Origin of the sequence: Planococcus sp. ISL-110, from assembly GCF_018613575.1 — a bacterium.
Lineage (GTDB): Bacteria > Bacillota > Bacilli > Bacillales_A > Planococcaceae > Planococcus.
On sequence record NZ_JAGGPX010000013.1, the window covers coordinates 25,084 to 43,225 of the forward strand.

The following is an 18,142-nucleotide window of genomic DNA, read 5'->3' on the forward strand; positions in this document are numbered from 1 at the left end:
CCGTCTATTTCAAAATCCGTCTGGCTTCAACCATGCGCTGGAAAATAGTGACAAGCTGCACCGCGAAAAAGGCCAGTGTGATGGCTGTTAAATACGTTGGAAAAACGATCATTAGGGTAAAGAAGATAAAGCCCTCTGTTCTTTCAGCCAGTCCCGCCTGGTAATAGAACGATTTCATGCCTTCTTTATCAGACAACGCCCCCACCGTCAAGAAGACGGTCATCGCCACAATGATGGAGACACTCAACAGCAGCAAGGCCCACATCGAATCGGGAAAGCGGAAAGCCAGCCCCAAAATGACGCTGATTTCCACGAGGCGGTCAAAGCTGATGTCGAGCAGGGTTCCCCAGGAAGAGGGCTTGGTTTTCCGCGCCATGGTTCCGTCGACAACATCCAAGTAGCCGGAAAACCAGAGAACAAATACGGCCCAGAAAGGTTGATCCAGGTAAATGAAGACACCTGAAGACATGCCGATGGCAAAAGCGATTTTCGTCACACCATCAGCGGTAAAGCCCATTTTCAGCAATAGGTCTGCCGATTTTTCAACGGCTGGTTGAATGTGTTTTCGTGCATGTGTATCCAGCATGGGGTTCACCTTTTCATTTCGAGATAATTTCAGTATATAATATGTTTCCGGTACTCACCCGTAATCCCACTCGGCTCAGAAAAATAAGCGTGATTCAGGATAATCATAGTGTTCCGAGGCTGTTTAAGAGAAAGTTTTTTATGTTTTTTGTTAAGATAGACTTAATACAGGAAAAGAAAGGAAATGGTAAAGATGGTCAAAAAATATGATATCGCAATAATTGGAGCCGGTGCAGCTGGGCTGACAGCCGCTTTTACAGGAGCGGGGTTTTCAAAAAGCGTCGTGCTGATCGATAAAAACTTGCCGGGCGGAGAATGTACGTGGTCAGGCTGTATTCCAAGCAAATCGTTGATCAATATCGCCAAAGAAGTCCATCACGCCAAAAAATACACCCCTAATCTGGAAGTCGACACATCGGTTGTCCTAAAAGACATACAGGATGTCATCCAAAAAGTCTACGCAGGTGAATCTCCGGAAGTGCTAAAGCAATCCGGCATCGACTTTATCAACGGCTACGCACAATTTGTCGGGCCCCATGCAGTTGAAGTGGACGGGGAACGCATTGAAGCGAAAAAAATCATCTTGTCCACTGGATCTTCTCCGATGGTTCCGCCTATCGACGGCTTGGACCAAGTATCCTATTTGACCAATGAAACCATCTTCACACAGAAATCCTTCCCGAAAACGATGACCATTCTTGGCGGGGGAGCGATCGGTGTCGAGTTGAGCCAAGCCTTGAACCGCATCGGTGTAAAAGTGACGCTTGTTGAAAAGTTCGAGCGGATCCTCCCGAAAGACGAAGAAGAATTGGTCTTGATGATCCAGCAGCGCCTGATCGATGAAGGCGTAATAATCCATACGGGCGCCACTGCCGTTAAAGCCCAACAAAGTGGCGGGCAGATCAAGTTGACAATCGAGAAAGACGGCAACGAAATGACTGTATCCAGTGAAGGCCTTTTGGTGGCCCTTGGGCGCCAGGCAAATGTCAACGGCTTCAACCTGGAAGATGCAGGTGTGGAATTTGATTCGAAAAGCATCAAAGTGGACAAGCATTTGGAAACCACTGCGAAAGGCATCTACGCTATCGGTGATGTTGTCGGCCCTTACCAATTGTCGCATATGGCAAACGCCCAAGGAATCACCGCAACACAAAATGCGATTTTGCCGATCAATCGAAAAATGGATTATGAGCATGTGACCTGGTGTACATACACGGATCCGGAACTTGGCAGATCTGGTTTATCCGAAGAAGAAGCGCGCGAAGAATACGGCGACTCCATCCGAATCTATGAACACGAATATGCGGATATTGACCGCGCCAATACGAAAAAAGACAGCATCGGCAAAGTGAAAATCATCCTGGATAAAAAAGGCTTCATTTTAGGAGCCAGCATTCTCGGTGATCGCGCCGGTGAAATCATCAGCCAAATCCAGACCATCAAATCACTGCATATCAATATGGGCAAATTATCAGGTGTTATTCATCCCTACCCGACCTACAGCGAAGTGCTGGTGAAGATCGGCAAGAAAGTCTATGTGGACAATCTAATGAACCAACCGGTCGTCAAAACCTTCAATAAAGCAAAAGCGGGAGAGCTGCCGGCAGATAAAATCACCATTTACGGCGCAGCGGCTGCAGTTGGAATCAGCCTAGCGAACATGGCCATCAAAAACAATGTCAAACCAAAGCTAGGCGTGAAAAACGGCCGCTTGAAAAAAATGCCGTCAACACCGAATGGCGTATCGTCCCAATCCATCTCGAAAGCCAAATATGTACCGGCATTGCCGTATAACGGCAGCAAAAGCGATGCCAAAAAAAACCTGATCGGCATGCTGAAAGGTTATGAAGGGGTGACAATCGTCCAAAATGACGAGAACTACGTCTATGCGGTCGCCACAACCAAAATGATGAGATTCAAGGACGATCTCGAGTTCTACTTTAACGATGCTGCCCAATGGATCGAGTTCCGCTCGGCTTCCCGTGTCGGCTATTCAGACGCCGGAGCCAATCGCCAACGCTACGATGAAATGAAAAATCGTTACAACAGCATCTCAAGACACACCCGCAATTCATGAACAAGAGCACCCGTCTTCAGATAGGGAAATGGTTGTTGGTTGCTGCAGCAGTGGGCCTGGTCATTTGGCTCAGCCGATCGGTTTTCGAAATCGATGCCAATGATCTTCGCAGTTGGATTTTGTCATTCGGGCTGTGGTCGCCGGTTATTTATATCCTTATTTACACGGTACGGCCGCTGATTTTCTTTCCAGCGTCCGTCTTGTCGATTGCCGGCGGTTTGGCTTTCGGTGCCTGGTTGGGCACGCTCTATACCATCATCGGGGCGACACTGGGAGCGATGCTGTCGTTTTATGTGGCGAAAACCTTAGGCAAGAGCCTGGTTCGCAAGGAATGGACCGGCAATGCCCGGAAAATCCAGTCTCAAATGGAACAAAATGGCTTTCTGTATGTTCTTCTGTTCCGGCTTATACCGGTCATCAATTTTGACTTGATCAGCTATATGGCAGCACTGGCAAAAGTCCGTTTTAGTTCTTTTGCACTGGCGACTTTGGTCGGCATCATTCCCGGCACATTCGCCTATAATTTTCTGGGCAGCAGCTTTGTCAGCGGAAATCCCCGAATCATCCTTTTGGCTGTAGCGGTTTTTGTGATCTTGACAGTGGTACCGATTGTCATCCGAAATCGCTGGAATAAAAAACAGCCGCTCGATAAGTAACTAAGAGTTTATCAACGGATTTAGGAAGTGAAAGAAATGAAGAAGTTTCTATTAATAGCACCCGGCCTGCTTGCGTTGACGTTGGCTGCATGTTCCCAGGAAACCGGAAACGTTGCAGTAGAAGAGACGGACAACCTGCTGACAGACGACTGGCAGGAAGTTTCTGAGGCTTCTGCCGGTCAGGAAGTCAATATGTATATGTGGGGCGGCAATGACAACATCAACCGCTACCTCGATGAATGGGTGGCTCCGCGTTTGAAAAGAGACCATGATGTTGAACTGAACCGTGTTCCGATGAACGATTCACAGGACATCATCAACCAATTGATCGATGAAAAATCAGCCGGAAAGATCGAGGGCAGCATGGACATCATTTGGATCAACGGCGAAAATTTCAAAGCTGCCAAAGACAACGAGCTGCTGTGGGGGGACTTCACCGGCCAATTGCCGAATTTCAACGAGTACATCGATCAGGAAGCGCCTGAAATCGCCACAGATTTTGGGGAACCTGTCGAAGGCCTGGAAGCGCCGTGGGGCAAAGCGCAATTTGTTTTTGTCCATGACAAAAGCAAGTCAGAAACGCCGCCAAAATCAATGGATGAGCTGGCCCAATGGGTTCGGGACAACCCTGGGCAGTTCACTTACCCTGCCTTGCCTGACTTTACAGGCAGTGCATTTATCCGCCACGTACTTTACGAAACGACAGGCGGATACGAGCAATACCAGCGGCCTGCCGCGGAAATCGATGATCTGGAAGCCCGTTTGGAACCGATGTGGCAATACTTGAATGACATCGAACCGTATTTATGGCGTGAAGGAGAAACCTATCCGGAAAGTCTGGCCAAGCAGGACCAATTGTTTGCGAGCGGAGAAATCGGCATCACCATGAGCTACGATCCCGCGCTTGCCGCCAGTGAAGTGCTGAAGGGCCGATTCCCTGAATCGACGCGCACTTTCGTTCTCGATGGGGGAACGCTGGCTAATACGCATTTCTTGTCGATTCCATTCAATTCTTCCGCGAAAGCGGGAGCGATGGTAGCCATCAATGAAATGTTGTCACCGGAAGCCCAAATCGCTAAACTATCTCCTGAAAACTGGGGCGATCTGTCGGCATTGGATTTGGACAAATTGGCTCCTGAACAGCAGCAGGCCATGAACGAGGTGGATTTAGGCGAGGCAACGCTGCCACTGGACGAGCTGGAAGAACATCGCTTGCCTGAACTGTCGGCAGACTATATCGAAATTATCGAAAAAGGATGGATGGAGCATGTGGCAAAAGACTAAACCCTACCTTTTGCTGCTGCCAGCCATCGGCACCATCGTCCTCCTGTTTTTTGGAGGACTTTTTGATGGCCTTTTGAAAAGTTTGGGCTATTTTCCGGCAATCGGCGAAACCCGTTTTGAAGTTACGGCTTACACGGATCTGTTCCGCTCATCCGAGTTCTGGGAATCACTCGTCCTGACAGGAAGAGTCGCAGCCCTGTCTTCAGTGATTGCAGCGGTTTTGGGAGCTGTCATTGCGGTTTCGTTGTTCATGCTGAATGAATCGGCGAAATCCGGGGGGGCACAATTATGGCACCGGCTGTTTCAGTTGCCCTTAACCATTCCCCATTTGGTCGGTGGCTATATCGTCGTCCTATTGTTTATGCAAAGCGGATTTTTGTCAAAAATCCTCGCTTCTGCCGGTTTGATTGATGAAATCAGGGATTTTCCAGTGCTGGTCAATGACCCGTTCGGCTGGGGCATCATTTTGACTTATGCCTGGAAAGAAGCCCCTTTTGTGTCGCTGATGATCTATCCGGTGCTGTCACGGATTCATCGTTCATGGCGGGATGTAGCGCGTATTTTTGGGGCCGGCAGCTGGAATTTCATCCGTGAAATCGTCCTGCCGGTGATGGTGCCGGCGTGGACCATTGCAACATTCATCGTCTTCGTCTTCACTTTTTCAGCTTTTGAAGTACCGTTTTTGCTGGGCGTTACATATCCGAGCATGCTGCCGGTTTTTTCCTATCAGCTGTACACGAGCGGCACCTTGGCTGACCGGCCGGAAGCATTAGCCGTCAACATTATCCTCGCGGCCCTCACCATCTTGCTGGGGCTTGTCGTTTATTATTTCAGCAAGCGCTGGAATGTGTTAAAGGGGTGGGATTGATGAAAAAGCCCCGCCGTTTGTTGAATTCAATTTTATTCCTTCTGTTATTCATAGTCATCGGCCTGCCGTTTGTCCCGCTGGTCTTATCGAGTGTATCTTTCGGCTGGCAATGGCCCAATGTGCTGCCCGAGTCATTCAGCTTTCGTGTCTGGGAATATGTGCTGGCTGGCAGCTCCGGGACCTGGTCGGCGGTAGGGGTCAGCTTGCTGATCGCTTTTATCGTCACGGCAGTGAATATCCTTCTCGCCGTACCGGCTGCCAATGCCCTGGTGCGTTATTCGCTACGCGGCAAGTGGCTAATCGAAGCAATCGTTTTCGCACCTATCATCATTCCACCTTTTGTCGCTGTGATGGGCATTCATTTGACCTTTTTGCGGCTTGGCTTGACGGAGACCATCTTTGGTGTCGTCCTGGCGCATATCTCGCCGACTTTGCCGTATATGGTGCGAGCCATCATGATCAGTTACAACACCTTATCAGTCGATTGGGAAAACCAGGCACGCATGCTAGGAGCGGGGCCGATTTCCCGTTTTGCCCATGTCGTGCTGCCGCATTTGTTGCCGGGCATCGCAGCGGGGGCAAGTTTGAGCGTGCTGATTTCCTTAAGCCAATACTTGATCACGTTCATCATCGGCTCGGGGCAGGTCGTGACCTTGCCAATTCTGTTGTTCCCGTTTATCAGTGGCGGAGATCCGGCGGTAGCCTCTGCCTATTCCTTGCTGTATGCCGGCATTGCCATAATGGCCTTGGTGGGGATGGATATCGCCTTGAAAAAGTACTATCAAAATAAGAAAATCGCCACAGGAAAAGGCTAAAGGAGTGGGAACATGAGCGATTTGCGCATCATCAACATTGAGAAGCAATACCCACAAACGCAGCAGAAAAGCGAACCGGCCTTTTCCTTGCAGCCGGTTCGGCTGACTATTAAGCAAGGTGAATTTTTCTCCTTGCTTGGCCCTTCCGGCTGCGGCAAGACGACGCTGCTGAAACTAGTGGCGGGGCTGTTACCTGCAGACAATGGCGAAATTTGGGTTGGAGACGATAATTTAACGGCTGTCGCCCCGGAAGACCGGAGATTTGCCATGGTGTTTCAGCAATCCCTGCTGTTTCCGCATATGACCGTGGAAGACAATGTCGCATTCGGTTTAAAAATGCAAAAAATCAGCAAAAAACAGCGATTGGCTGATGCACACGGCATGCTTGAGCATGTCGGCCTCGGTGGATACGGCAGCCGGTTTCCGGATGAATTGAGCGGTGGCCAGCAGCAGCGTGTGGCATTGGCGAGAGCGTTGGTTGCCAATCCGCGTGTGTTGCTGATGGATGAACCGTTCAGCGCCTTGGATCCGAGCCTGCGTGAAGAAATGAGGGAGCTGCTTAGCCGGATTCAGAAGGAATTTCGTGTCACGGTACTGTTTGTTACCCATGACCGAGAAGAGGCATTTTATTTGTCGGACCGGATCGGTGTGATGAGTGAAGGCACTTTGCTGCAGGTCGGAAAAGCAAAAAAGTTATACGAGCAGCCGGTGAGTGCGAAAGTCGCTTTATTTTTAGGATTGAAAAACATCATCAAAGGAACAGTCGCTGATGGGCGTTTTTCTTCCAGCGACCAGAATTTTGAGTTTTTGGTGGAAGACACCATTCAGACAGGTCCATGCTTGTTAATTCTTCGTCCAGAGGCGCTGCAGCCCGTAACAAAGGCAGCTGCATTGCATCCTGATTCTATTCAAGTCAGCGGAGTGATCCAGCAAATGAGGTTCAACCATGGATTTTATTCAGTCAAGGTCAAAGTCGGGAGTAACAAACTGGATTGCAGTATTGCCAGCCAACAAGCTGAAGAAATGGTACCTGGACAAAAAATTGACTTATTGGTGAAGTTGAAAGATATCTGGTTAATAGTCGAATGAATAGAAAAAGACCTGTGCTCACCTTACATGGCACAGGTCTTTTTCTATTTTAATCACATATTTATTTTTCGTTATCAATAATGAATAATAATTTATTCATTCATTCATTCATTTAATTTCAATAAGGTGCTATCCGAAAATGAATAACTTATTCATTTTGGTGGAAATGACTAAATCTGGCCTGGATTCTAACAGCAACTGCTTCCTGCCGTTGCTCCGCCAATCGTAAAGGCAAGTGGCCGGCTGCTGCAAACACCGGTTTCCGGCAGATCCAGTTCTACGCGCTCTGCCGCTTCTTGGTCACCTGATAGGTGAGCGACAACCGAACGCGCTTGTTCAAAGCCCGTTGCCATCAAAAAAGTGGGCGCGCGTCCGTAACTTTTGGCCCCTATTATATAGAAGTCTTTTTCCGGCTGCCGCAGTTCCCGCTCGCCGTGTGGGCGCACAGTGCCGCAGCTGTGGACGTTTGGATCAATGAGCGGCGCCAGCGCCGGAACACTTTCAAGTGCCGGGTCAAAGGCATAACGGATCTCACGCAGGATCCCAAAACTTGGGCGGGAACCGGTATTGGCGATTGCCCGGTCAAATGGACCAAGCGTAATTTGATGGCCGCTTTGTTCAGCCCTCAATACAAGCTGTTCATTGTCCAAGCTGACGGACTGGACAATGCATGAAGTTTGGACATCAATTTGCCCGCTTTCCATCAATGCTTTGACTCGTTGTCCGAGTGCTCCGCGCGCTGGCAACTGGTCAGCGTCACCGCCGCCCAATGCCTGTTCCGGTGATGCTTTGCGGACAATCCACGTAATTTGTGTTTCTGGAAATTCTTCTTTCAGCCCGACAAGATCGAGCAGCGAATTCAAGGCAGAATGGCCGCTGCCAACTACGGCGATGCGCTTGTTTTGAAAGTGCTTTTGGTCGGCTCCGAGAATTGCTGGAATGCCGTAATCCACTAGTTTAGCTGCAGCATCAGGTGCACCGCCTGATACCATTGGATTGGGATTTTGCCAGGTACCGGTTGCATCGATGACTGCTCGGGCCAGTACGATTTGGCGTGTTCCTGTTCCATTTTCAACAACCAGTTCGAATGGCGTTTCCTCGCGGTTCGCGGTCTTCATTTTATCCAACCCTTGCCGCTGCAAATGAATGACACGGCTGTTCAAGTGAATAAACGGCTTTAACTCTGGCAGTTGCCCCAGCGGCTGCAGGTAATGTTCCACAATTTCCTTGCCATAAGGCAGCCGGTCCGGATCGGGCAGTGCCAATCCGTGCTGCTCGAATAGTTTTTTGGATGCTGCATCGATATTGTAGCGCCAAGTGGAAAACAAACGGACATGGCCGTACTGAAGAAAGTGGGTGCCGAGCGTTGGACCTGATTCGAATAAAACAAATGGCTGTTGGTACTGAGCCAAATTGGCGGCAGCTGCCAGTCCTGCTGGCCCTCCGCCGATGATGGCTACGGGTAAAGTGGTGGTCATTTTCATGCACTCCTTCTATAGTATAAGATTTTCTTTAAGTATTGACGTTTCACATGTATTCACATCAGGCTGCTGTGTGTCAGTATGGGCGATCAGATGGCCCAGCTCCTCAGGCAATAGCCGTGCTATTTCAGCGTCTTCTAAGGCATAGTAACTCCAGGTGCCTTTGGTTTTTTTTGTTAGAAGGCCGGCGTTCAACAGGATTTTCAGGTGGTATGACAGTTTCGATTGAGGCATCGCCATTTCGCCGACCAGCTCGCAGACACAGACCGAACCTTTTTGGCCAATCAATTTTAATAACTCCAACCGTTTTGGATCGGCTAATGCTTTGAATTTTTGAGCGTAAGTTTCATAAGTTGCGTGGACTGCTGCTGTTGCTTCCAGCTGTTGAGCCATTCCAACCCCTGCTTTCTCTAAATCAATTTTTTTTGATGAATTAAGTATAATCCTTCATCTGCTGTCTGGCAACCCTTAAATCAAAAAAAATTGATTTAAAATAAAGCCTTATTATAACGATTGACTTATATAACGGAACAGTTATATACTAGGTGCGAAGGAGTGGATCCCAATGGAGACTTTAGCAAAACAATCTGCAGCTGACGTCACGGTATGCCTGAAGGCAGTCAGCGATCCAACCCGCCTGCTGATGATGAAATTGGTGGAGACGAATGAATTATGCGTCTGCCAATTTGTCGAGATGTTTGATATGAGCCAGCCGGCCATCAGCCAGCATCTGCGCAAGCTTAAGCAAGCGGGACTCGTAAAGGAAAACAGAAGAGGGCAATGGCGATTTTATTCCATGAATCAGGAATCTGTTCATGCACCGTTGCTGCAAAATATTTTAAGCCATATTGAAGACACAGATCCACAGCTTCAGGCCTTGCGTGCCAAAGAAGCACCAGTGGTCTGCTGTTAAAAAATACGTATGATTGAATAAAGAACGACCATAAGCTGTGATAAAACTGCTCTGAAGGAGAATGCACCTTGTCGAAAAAAACCATCTATTTTTTATGTACCGGAAATTCCTGCCGCAGCCAAATGGCTGAGGGCTGGGCAAAACAGCATTTAGCAGGCGAATGGGATGTCTACAGTGCCGGAATCGAAGCCCACGGATTAAATCCGAATGCGGTGAAAGCCATGCACGAAGTCGACATTGATATCTCTGGTCAGTCTTCGGACATCATCGACCTGGACTTGCTGAACAACGCGGATTTCATCGTTACGCTTTGCGGCGACGCTGCAGATAAATGCCCGGTGACACCGCCTCACATCAGGCGCGAACATTGGGGCTTTGAAGACCCAGCGAAAGCGCAGGGGACAGATGAAGAAAAATGGACAGTGTTCCAGACGGTCCGCGATGCAATCGGCACGCGCATCGAAACCTTCGCCAAAACCGGAAACTGAAACTGAACGTTAAAGGAGAATGGATTATGACAAAAGTGACGATATACGACCCAGCCATGTGCTGCGATACTGGAGTTTGCGGGCCTGTAGTGGATCCGAAGCTGACCGCAGTAGCAGCCGCTGTTTTTTCGCTTGAGAAAAAAGGTTTTGACATCAAACGCTTTAATTTAGGAACCGATCCTGCCGCTTTTGTGGAAAATAAACAAGTCAACGCGTTATTGTTCGATAAAGGCGTCGAGGCATTGCCGGTGATCCTGGTCGATGGCGAAGTGGCCAAAATGGGTGAGTACCCGACGGTCCAGGAATTCGCTGAATGGTTCAAGGTAGAGGCAGCTGAATTGCAGGCGGTTAAACAGCCCAACAACCCGCTAAACGTCACAATTTCATCTCCCGGTGCAAAATGAAGGGCCGGACGTTCGACCCAGCCGATGTCAGCGGCACACCGTTCCTCTTTTTCACGGGCAAAGGAGGCGTCGGCAAGACGTCGACTGCGTCTGCGACAGCCGTGGCTTTAGCAGACTCCGGCAAGCGGGTGCTGCTGGTCAGTACAGATCCCGCATCCAACCTGCAGGACGTCTTCAGCATGGAATTGACCAACGAACCGCAAGCCATTAGCGGCATCCAAAACCTGTTTGCCTGCAACCTGGATCCGGAAGAAGCGGCACGCACTTACCGGGATTCGGTTGTCGGACCGTACCGCGGAAAATTGCCGGATGCCGTCGTCAAAGGGATGGAAGAACAGTTGTCCGGCGCCTGCACGGTTGAAATTGCCGCATTTGATGAATTCACCAAGTTACTGGCGGATGAACGGGTCATGGACGATTACGACCATATCCTCTTTGATACGGCGCCGACTGGCCATACCTTACGCTTGTTGAAGCTGCCGACTGCCTGGAGCGGCTTTCTGGACGATTCCACACACGGCGCGTCCTGTCTTGGACCGCTTGCAGGACTCGATGCCAAAAAGGATCTTTACGCCAAAACGGTACAGGCGTTGTCCGATTCCAAGCAGACAACGCTGGTGTTAGTGGCGCGTCCGGATACCGCTTCTTTTAAAGAAGCCGCCCGCGCGTCTCAGGAACTCCAAACCATCGGCATTGAAAATCAGGTGTTGATCTTGAATGGTGTTTATTCACCGGTTCAAAACGAAGACCAGGTGTCTGGGGCATTTGCCCTTCAGCACGAGCAGGCTTTAAAAGGGATGCCTGCCCATCTGAAGAGCTTGCCATCCTACAGCCTGCCGTTCGTCGCATTTCCATTGACGGGGATTGAAAATTTGCGGCGCCTATTCAATGAACCGGAATGGCGTCCCGCTTCAGCGAAAATTGCGGATCATCCGCTCGCTGGACTGGATAGCCTGAAGGACCTGGTTGACCATTATTCAACGCAGGGTACACGCGTCATTTTGACGATGGGTAAAGGCGGCGTCGGCAAAACAACCGTTGCGTCGCTGCTCGCTGTCGGTTTGGCTGAAAAAGGCCACCACGTGCATTTGACGACGACCGATCCAGCGGCGCATCTGGCAGACCGTTTTGAAGGAACCGGTGGAGACCATCTAACCGTTTCACGAATCGATCCACAGCTGCAAGTTGAAGCTTACAAAGCGCAAGTTATGGAAGCTGCCGGGCCTTTAGATGACGAAGCCCGCGCGTACCTGGAAGAAGATCTTCGTTCACCGTGTACCGAAGAAATTGCGGTGTTCCGTGCATTTGCGGAAGTGGTCGCCAAGGCGGACAAGGAAATCGTCATCATCGATACCGCGCCGACTGGCCATACCTTATTGCTGTTGGATGCGACGCAAACCTACCACAAGGAATTGGAACGCTCGACCGGTGAAATTCCGGAAAGTGTCCAAAACCTGTTGCCGCGTCTGCGCAACCCGAAGGAAACCGATGTCCTGCTTGTCACACTGCCGGAAGCGACGCCTGTTTTTGAAGCGGCGCGCCTGCAGGAAGACTTGAAACGCGCGGGGATCCAGGCGAAAAACTGGGTCATCAATCAAAGCCTTGCAGGTACCGGAACGACCGAAGCGCTCCTGCAGGCAAAAGCATACAGCGAATGGCCATGGATCCGTAAAGTCAGCGGAGAATTGGGTGAGCGGACGGCCTTAATTCCGTGGCAGGCACAGGATAGCATCGGCTATGATAAAATGAAGCAACTCGTTACAAAATAAAAGGGGGATTTTCAATGAATATCACACAACCGGCAAAAGAAATGCTTTTGGAATCGATGAAAGAAAATACGGCAGAGGGCATCCGCTTTTATTTCGCGGGGCAGGGATGCTGCGGACCGCAATTCGGCCTGTCGATGGATGCACCGGAACAAGGCGACGTCATCAAAGAAGTCAACGGCATCCGTGTAGCGCTTGATGAACGCGTCAGCACGATGGTGGACGAAGTGTCGCTCGATTTTAAAAATGGCGGCCTGGTACTGGAAGGCCTTCCGGAAAGCAATTGCTGATCGCATAAAACAAACCACAAAAAACCGGCAGCTCGTTAAAGGAGCTGCCGGTTTTTTCTAGGTCTGCCTGAATTGTCAATCGATTCCGAAAACTGTATTGACACAGTTAAGGGCACTACCTATACTTGATGTATAACAGTTAAGCACTCGTTAGACGAAAGGGGTCATACTATGCTGGCAACATTAACACCACTCGATTGGAAGCGCCGCGCTGTCAAATATTATCCGGAGAAAATTGCGGTCATTGACGGACACAAAAAATTTACATACAAAGAGTTTGGAAACCGGGTAGACCGGCTCTCTATCGCGTTACACAACGCCGGCATCACGGAAAAGGACCATGTGGCGGTCATGCTGCCGAATAATCATGCGATGCTGGAATGCTTTTATGGCATCCCGCCGCTCGGAGCGGTCATCGTCCCGCTCAATTACCGCCTGTCGACTAAAGACCTGGCGTATATCCTGAAGCACAGCGACGCCAAAATGCTGATTGTCGATGCCGAGTTCGGCAAATTGATCGAAGACATCCAGGACGAGCTGCCGATTGAAAAATACATCATCGTGCCTGTGGAAGGCTGCGAGTCGGCCATCAAAGGTGAGGATTACGAAGACTTTATCGGCGCTGTACCGGAAAACGAAAAAGTCCCAGCGCCAGAGCTCGATGAAAACCAAATGCTGTCACTGAACTATACTAGCGGTACGACGTCAAGCCCAAAAGGCGTGATGCAGACCCATCGAACAAACTATATGAATGCAGCGAATTTTCTGCATCATTTGGAGATCAAATACGATGACGTCTACCTGCACACACTGCCGATGTTCCATACAAACGGCTGGGGTGGGGTCTGGGCCATCACCGCTGCAGGCGCAACCCACGTTTGCCTGCGAAAAGTTGATCCGCCGCTGATTTTGGACCTTTTTGAGAGTCACGGCATTACGGCCCTATGCGGCGCGCCAACCGTCGTCAATATGCTGGTCAATGAACCAAAAGCCAAAGAAATCGAATTGACGCAGAAAATTCGGATGGGGACGGCAGGAGCACCGCCTGCAGCGGCATTGATCGCCAAAGCGCAAAGCATTCTAGGTTTGAATATGATGCATGTTTACGGCTTAACTGAAACCTCCCCGTTCATCCTTTATTGCGAATGGAAAAATGAATTCAATGAATTGGATCCGGATCAGCAGGCATCCATCAAAGCACGGCAGGGAATTGAGCTGGCATTCAACGGCGAAACCAAAGTCGTCAACCAGGAAGACGGTAAAGAAGTCGCCTGGAATGGAAAAGAGCTTGGTGAGATCGTTACGCGCGGCAATGTCGTCATGGCGGGTTATTACAAAGATCCTGAAAAAACCGCCGAAGCCATCCGTGACGGCTGGTTTTATACAGGAGATTTGGCTGTGACCCATCCAGATGGATTTATCGAGATCCAGGACCGCATCAAGGACATGATCATTTCCGGCGGCGAGAACATTTCCTCGACTGAAATTGAAGGGGTCCTGTACAAGCATCCGGCTATTGCCGAGGTTGCTGTCATTGCGGTTCCAGACGAAAAATGGGGAGAAGTGCCGAAGGCCATCATCGTCTTGCACAAAGGCGCAGAAGTGACCGAACGGGAAATTCTGGATTATACACGCGAAAACATGTCCCGCTTTAAAGTACCGAAATCAGTGGATTTTGTAGAATCTTTGCCAAAAACGGCGACCGGCAAACTGCAGAAATTCCAATTGCGGGAAATGTACTGGGGCAGCGGCAAAAAAGTGAATTGATGATTGGCACAAAGCCGAGGAGAAGTCTTCGCCTTTGTGCCATTTTAAAATGCATTCTATTCAGAAAGCTTAATTAATAGCAAGTAAATACATTCTTATACTAAAGTAGACAAGTCTTACTAGATATAATTCGAAAGGGGAACGAGAAGTATGATTGCACCATTAACACCACTCGATTGGAAACGCAGGGCCATCAAGTACTATCCGGAAAAAGTGGCCGTCATCGATGAAGAGAAGACGTTTACATACAAGCAATTCGGAGATCGGACAGACCGATTGGCTTTTGCTTTGCAGAATTCGGGCATTCAGGAGGGTGAACATGTCGCAGTCATGTTGCCGAATACGCATTATATGCTGGAATGCTTTTATGGAATCACCCAGATCGGTGCAGTCATGGTGCCGCTCAATTACCGACTAGCGGCCAAAGACCTGGAATACATCATCAACCACAGCGATGCCAAAACCTTGATCGTCGATGCGGAGTTCGGCAAACTGATCGAGGACATTCAGGACAAACTGCCGATTGAGAAATTCATCGTGGTGGAAGTGGATGGCCATGAGTCAAAAATCAAAGGTGTTACCTACGAGGATTTCATTCTTGTAGACAGTGGGTTTATGCTTCCTGAGGTCAGAATCGATGAAAATCAGATGTTGACGCTGAACTACACGAGCGGCACCACCTCAAATCCAAAAGGCGTCATGCTGACGCATCGCAGCAATTACCTCAATGCAGCCAATTTCCTCTACCACCTGAAAGTGGTGCACGATGACGTTTACTTGCATACTTTGCCGATGTTCCATGCCAATGGCTGGGGCGGCGTATGGGCGATCACGGCAGCCGGTGGCACCCATGTCTGCCTTCGGAAAGTGGATCCGGCACTCATACTCGAGCTGTTTGAAACACATAAAATCTCGGTGTTGTGCGGGGCACCGACCGTCGTCAATATGCTGGTCAATGAACCCAAAGCGAAAACCATCAAAATCACCACCAATCCGCGAATGGGAACTGCCGGCGCTCCCCCTGCTGCCGCATTGATCGGCAAAGCGCAGAAACTGCTTGGTTTGAATATGATGCATGTTTACGGGTTGACGGAAACTTCTCCATTCATTCTTTACAACGAATGGAAAAAAGAGTTTGACGACAAAACACCGGATGAACAAGCGACTATCAAAGCGCGACAGGGAATTGAGCTGGCGTTTAACGGCGAAACCAAAGTCGTCAACCAGGAAGACGGCAAAGAAGTCGAATGGAACGGCAAAGAATTGGGCGAAATCATCACCCGAGGCAATGTCGTGATGAGCGGCTATTACAAAGATCCAGAAAAAACGGCAGAAGCGATCAAAGATGGCTGGTTCTATACCGGGGACTTGGCCGTGACCCATCCGGACGGCTATATTGAAATCCAGGACCGCATCAAGGACATGATCATTTCCGGAGGGGAAAACATTTCCTCTACTGAGATTGAAGGGGTCCTGTACAAGCATCCCGATATCATGGAAGTCGCAGTCATTGCGGTTCCAGACGAGAAATGGGGAGAAGTGCCAAAAGCCGTCATCGTCCTGCAACCGGGAGCGACTGTCACCGAACAGGAAATCATCACCTATACCCGAGACAATATGGCACATTTCAAGGCACCAAAGTCGGTTGAATTCGTTGAGGCGCTTCCGAAAACGGCTACAGGCAAACTGCAGAAATTCCGTTTGCGCGAAATGTACTGGAGCGGGCCGAAGAAAGTGAATTGACATGTTTGAATGAATAAAAAACCCGTCCGCAAATGCCTCACCGCATTTACGGACGGGTTTTTTTGGAAGAATGAACTCTTCAGATGCTTTCGGAAAAGATGAACCCTATTCAGACATTGAGTTGCATGTTATTACAAAAGAGCCGATTTATTTAGAGAACCCCGAATTTATCTATGGCAAATTTAAAATCGAAATCAGCTTGAATGAAAAAGGTGCATTTGTAAAGAAGGCGAAAGAAATCGGTGATTCCTGGGCCATAAAAGCCGGTTCGTTTATTCATATCCAAACGGTTTATAATCCCTTCAATTTTTTTGAGTAAGTCAAAAATCTGCCATATGAATCATTAAATGCATCTAGAGCGCATGTTATGAAAGAATTCATGGTATGGGAACCTTACGAAACCATTGTAAAAATAAGAAACAACTACCGCGCTGGCAACTTGAATTATTTACCGACTGGGGCTAATGACTTGCTGTGGCAAACGGCAAAATTGATTGCGCTGGCGAATAAAAAATACTATAGTACGAGAGCCCGAGCGTTTGAAGAATCAAGTGAAATGAAGTCTGTTCCTTCTAGATACAAAGAATTGATGCATGCAATTGTTGAAGGGCAACTGCATGGCAAAGAAAAAATCTATAACCTTTGTGAAGACCTGTGGCCCGGTTTGAATAAAACGATTTTATAACCAATGTAACAATCTACTTAAGGATTATCATTAAAAATCAAAACCGTCAACAACAAAAAAAAACAGGGAATAGCGCTATTTTAAGAACCTTTTCACTTTTTTGCAGATATAAGGGAGGAGCAAGACAGCTGCATAGCGAAAACAAGAAAAGAATTTTGTGAGGGGAAACAACGAATAAAAACAATAGTTGGAGTTGCTGTTATGAATTTAAATAAGTACGATATAAAGATGGAAAAGACCAAGGAGGGATTTTTCGTATTTTTTCGGATGAATCACGAATTTATCTTGCTTTTTTTAAAGTCCTACGCCACGAGAAGCTGCCAATTTTGCCTATATTAAATCGGTTGTAGACGGGAAAACGTCTGCTTTTATAATGATTGTTCTTTGCTTATAGAGGTACTGCACTTTATTCAAGAAACCGACAAGGAGAGATCACTATGGCAAAAGTGTATTTCGGCATGATTGTTTCACTTGATGGATTTGTCAACGATCGCGACGGTAAAATCAGAAGCTTATACGAAAGCTACAAACCACACGCTACCACTCATGAAGCTGATAAAAACACTGGAGCTGTTGTTATGGGACGCAACAGCTTTGAGATGGCCGAAGATACGGATGGCTATGCCGATCACTATGAATTCCAATTGCCGCTATTTGTATTAACGCATACTCCTCCAGCTAAACATCCGAAAGAAAACGATAAATTAACGATTACCTTTATAACTGAAGGCATCGAAGAGGCGATCCGCTAGGCGAAAATCGCCGCCAACGGCAAAGATGTTTTGGTGTTGGGCGCAAATGTCTGCCAGCAGCTGCTTCGGGCCAATTTGGCAGATGAATTGCAGATCGCCTTTGCCCCTGTGCTGCTTGGCAAAGGGGTTCGCTTTTTTGAGCACCTGGAAGAACGTGAAATTTATCTGAAAAAAAGCAGGGTGTTTGAAACCGACAAACAAGTAGAAATCTGGTATAAAGTCCTTCAGCAACGATAGCAGGCTATCGTTGGTAATTCAATCTATCGTGAATATATGTATTCACCCATACGCTTGTCTTCTCAGCAGAAATGGATGTGACGTAGCATGCGAGGAAAAATTGGCGCAGTTCCCATGCCCAAAAAGCAGCGCGAACCAGAGGGGTTTTAGAATACCGCCAGCACCATTTTGAACGGAACGTTCTTGGACAATGGCCACTAATCCCCGGAATAGACACCCAGACCTTTCGCGAACCGCGAATC

General features: G+C 48.6%; 20 protein-coding genes. 17 read left to right on the forward strand and 3 right to left on the reverse strand.

The window, feature by feature from the left end:
• Positions 1–4: 4 nt before the first annotated feature.
• Entirely contained in the window at positions 5–586 is a 582-nt protein-coding gene (locus J7I83_RS09100; RefSeq protein WP_215100390.1) for a CDP-alcohol phosphatidyltransferase family protein, read from the reverse strand.
• 192 nt (positions 587–778) lie between these two features.
• Between J7I83_RS09100 and J7I83_RS09105 the strand changes: the two genes are divergently transcribed.
• The 6 genes from J7I83_RS09105 to J7I83_RS09130 are packed head-to-tail and all read left to right on the forward strand — an operon-like array spanning position 779 to position 7,374.
• Entirely contained in the window at positions 779–2,662 is a 1,884-nt protein-coding gene (locus tag J7I83_RS09105; RefSeq protein ID WP_215100391.1) for an FAD-dependent oxidoreductase, read from the forward strand.
• A complete protein-coding gene (locus J7I83_RS09110) occupies positions 2,659–3,318 on the forward strand; it encodes a TVP38/TMEM64 family protein (RefSeq protein WP_215100392.1) in 660 nt (219 codons plus the stop codon). The genes J7I83_RS09105 and J7I83_RS09110 overlap by 4 nt, the downstream gene beginning before the upstream one ends.
• Positions 3,319–3,354: 36 nt before the next feature.
• Positions 3,355–4,602, forward strand: a complete 1,248-nt coding sequence (locus J7I83_RS09115; RefSeq protein ID WP_215100393.1) for an ABC transporter substrate-binding protein — start codon at positions 3,355–3,357, stop codon at positions 4,600–4,602.
• A complete protein-coding gene (locus tag J7I83_RS09120; RefSeq protein WP_215100394.1) occupies positions 4,586–5,470 on the forward strand; it encodes an ABC transporter permease in 885 nt (294 codons plus the stop codon). The genes J7I83_RS09115 and J7I83_RS09120 overlap by 17 nt, the downstream gene beginning before the upstream one ends.
• Entirely contained in the window at positions 5,470–6,285 is an 816-nt protein-coding gene (locus J7I83_RS09125; RefSeq protein WP_215100395.1) for an ABC transporter permease, read from the forward strand. Before J7I83_RS09120 ends, J7I83_RS09125 begins: the two co-directional genes overlap by 1 nt.
• Before the next feature lie 12 nt (positions 6,286–6,297).
• The gene (locus tag J7I83_RS09130) at positions 6,298–7,374 is read left to right on the forward strand and encodes an ABC transporter ATP-binding protein (protein ID WP_215100396.1); all 1,077 of its coding nucleotides are present in this window, start codon (positions 6,298–6,300) and stop codon (positions 7,372–7,374) included.
• Between the two features lie 188 nt (positions 7,375–7,562).
• Here J7I83_RS09130 and J7I83_RS09135 read toward each other — a convergent pair whose 3' ends face one another.
• Complete coding sequence (locus tag J7I83_RS09135; protein ID WP_215100397.1) at positions 7,563–8,852, reverse strand: NAD(P)-binding domain-containing protein; 1,290 nt, start codon at positions 8,850–8,852, stop codon at positions 7,563–7,565.
• 15 nt (positions 8,853–8,867) lie between these two features.
• Entirely contained in the window at positions 8,868–9,248 is a 381-nt protein-coding gene (locus J7I83_RS09140) for an ArsR/SmtB family transcription factor (RefSeq protein WP_215100398.1), read from the reverse strand.
• A 172-nt stretch (positions 9,249–9,420) separates the two neighbouring features.
• On the opposite strand from J7I83_RS09140, the gene J7I83_RS09145 reads away from it, so the two are divergent.
• From J7I83_RS09145 to J7I83_RS09195, 11 genes are all read left to right on the forward strand, one after another.
• Entirely contained in the window at positions 9,421–9,768 is a 348-nt protein-coding gene (locus tag J7I83_RS09145) for an ArsR/SmtB family transcription factor (protein WP_215100399.1), read from the forward strand.
• A 68-nt stretch (positions 9,769–9,836) separates the two neighbouring features.
• A complete protein-coding gene (arsC, locus tag J7I83_RS09150; protein ID WP_215100400.1) occupies positions 9,837–10,256 on the forward strand; it encodes an arsenate reductase (thioredoxin) in 420 nt (139 codons plus the stop codon).
• Positions 10,257–10,282: 26 nt separating this feature from the next.
• A complete protein-coding gene (arsD, locus tag J7I83_RS09155) occupies positions 10,283–10,660 on the forward strand; it encodes an arsenite efflux transporter metallochaperone ArsD (protein ID WP_215100401.1) in 378 nt (125 codons plus the stop codon).
• Complete coding sequence (gene arsA / locus J7I83_RS09160; RefSeq protein ID WP_215100402.1) at positions 10,657–12,429, forward strand: arsenical pump-driving ATPase; 1,773 nt, start codon at positions 10,657–10,659, stop codon at positions 12,427–12,429. Before arsD ends, arsA begins: the two co-directional genes overlap by 4 nt.
• 14 nt (positions 12,430–12,443) lie before the next feature.
• Positions 12,444–12,716 (forward strand): iron-sulfur cluster assembly accessory protein, encoded by a 273-nt coding sequence (locus J7I83_RS09165; protein WP_215100403.1) that lies wholly within the window; start codon positions 12,444–12,446, stop codon positions 12,714–12,716.
• Between the two features lie 171 nt (positions 12,717–12,887).
• Positions 12,888–14,483 (forward strand): long-chain-fatty-acid--CoA ligase, encoded by a 1,596-nt coding sequence (locus tag J7I83_RS09170; RefSeq protein WP_215100404.1) that lies wholly within the window; start codon positions 12,888–12,890, stop codon positions 14,481–14,483.
• A 150-nt stretch (positions 14,484–14,633) separates the two neighbouring features.
• Positions 14,634–16,226 (forward strand): long-chain-fatty-acid--CoA ligase, encoded by a 1,593-nt coding sequence (locus J7I83_RS09175; RefSeq protein WP_215100405.1) that lies wholly within the window; start codon positions 14,634–14,636, stop codon positions 16,224–16,226.
• A 70-nt stretch (positions 16,227–16,296) separates the two neighbouring features.
• On the forward strand, positions 16,297–16,545 hold the full coding sequence (locus J7I83_RS09180) for a hypothetical protein (protein WP_215100406.1): 249 nt from the start codon (positions 16,297–16,299) through the stop codon (positions 16,543–16,545).
• A gap of 48 nt (positions 16,546–16,593) precedes the next feature.
• Positions 16,594–16,911, forward strand: a complete 318-nt coding sequence (locus J7I83_RS09185; protein WP_215100407.1) for a kanamycin nucleotidyltransferase C-terminal domain-containing protein — start codon at positions 16,594–16,596, stop codon at positions 16,909–16,911.
• A 437-nt stretch (positions 16,912–17,348) separates the two neighbouring features.
• Positions 17,349–17,663 carry a dihydrofolate reductase family protein gene (locus tag J7I83_RS09190; protein ID WP_215100408.1) on the forward strand — a complete coding sequence of 105 codons (315 nt, stop codon included), beginning with the start codon at positions 17,349–17,351 and terminating at the stop codon, positions 17,661–17,663.
• A 6-nt stretch (positions 17,664–17,669) separates the two neighbouring features.
• Positions 17,670–17,900 (forward strand): dihydrofolate reductase family protein, encoded by a 231-nt coding sequence (locus J7I83_RS09195; protein WP_353048251.1) that lies wholly within the window; start codon positions 17,670–17,672, stop codon positions 17,898–17,900.
• The last annotated feature ends 242 nt before the right edge of the window (positions 17,901–18,142 follow it).

Excerpts from the sequence above, each read along its gene's own strand:
- J7I83_RS09100 (WP_215100390.1), bottom strand. The coding sequence starts at position 586 with ATGCTGGATACACATGCACGAAAACACATTCAACCAGCCGTTGAAAAA.
- J7I83_RS09105 (WP_215100391.1), top strand. The coding sequence starts at position 779 with ATGGTCAAAAAATATGATATCGCAATAATTGGAGCCGGTGCAGCTGGG.
- J7I83_RS09110 (WP_215100392.1), top strand. The coding sequence starts at position 2,659 with ATGAACAAGAGCACCCGTCTTCAGATAGGGAAATGGTTGTTGGTTGCT.
- J7I83_RS09115 (WP_215100393.1), top strand. The coding sequence starts at position 3,355 with ATGAAGAAGTTTCTATTAATAGCACCCGGCCTGCTTGCGTTGACGTTG.
- J7I83_RS09120 (WP_215100394.1), top strand. The coding sequence starts at position 4,586 with ATGTGGCAAAAGACTAAACCCTACCTTTTGCTGCTGCCAGCCATCGGC.
- J7I83_RS09125 (WP_215100395.1), top strand. The coding sequence starts at position 5,470 with ATGAAAAAGCCCCGCCGTTTGTTGAATTCAATTTTATTCCTTCTGTTA.
- J7I83_RS09130 (WP_215100396.1), top strand. The coding sequence starts at position 6,298 with ATGAGCGATTTGCGCATCATCAACATTGAGAAGCAATACCCACAAACG.
- J7I83_RS09135 (WP_215100397.1), bottom strand. The coding sequence starts at position 8,852 with ATGACCACCACTTTACCCGTAGCCATCATCGGCGGAGGGCCAGCAGGA.
- J7I83_RS09140 (WP_215100398.1), bottom strand. The coding sequence starts at position 9,248 with ATGGCTCAACAGCTGGAAGCAACAGCAGCAGTCCACGCAACTTATGAA.
- J7I83_RS09145 (WP_215100399.1), top strand. The coding sequence starts at position 9,421 with ATGGAGACTTTAGCAAAACAATCTGCAGCTGACGTCACGGTATGCCTG.
- arsD (WP_215100401.1), top strand. The coding sequence starts at position 10,283 with ATGACAAAAGTGACGATATACGACCCAGCCATGTGCTGCGATACTGGA.
- arsA (WP_215100402.1), top strand. The coding sequence starts at position 10,657 with ATGAAGGGCCGGACGTTCGACCCAGCCGATGTCAGCGGCACACCGTTC.
- J7I83_RS09165 (WP_215100403.1), top strand. The coding sequence starts at position 12,444 with ATGAATATCACACAACCGGCAAAAGAAATGCTTTTGGAATCGATGAAA.
- J7I83_RS09170 (WP_215100404.1), top strand. The coding sequence starts at position 12,888 with ATGCTGGCAACATTAACACCACTCGATTGGAAGCGCCGCGCTGTCAAA.
- J7I83_RS09175 (WP_215100405.1), top strand. The coding sequence starts at position 14,634 with ATGATTGCACCATTAACACCACTCGATTGGAAACGCAGGGCCATCAAG.
- J7I83_RS09180 (WP_215100406.1), top strand. The coding sequence starts at position 16,297 with ATGAACTCTTCAGATGCTTTCGGAAAAGATGAACCCTATTCAGACATT.
- J7I83_RS09185 (WP_215100407.1), top strand. The coding sequence starts at position 16,594 with ATGAAAGAATTCATGGTATGGGAACCTTACGAAACCATTGTAAAAATA.
- J7I83_RS09190 (WP_215100408.1), top strand. The coding sequence starts at position 17,349 with ATGGCAAAAGTGTATTTCGGCATGATTGTTTCACTTGATGGATTTGTC.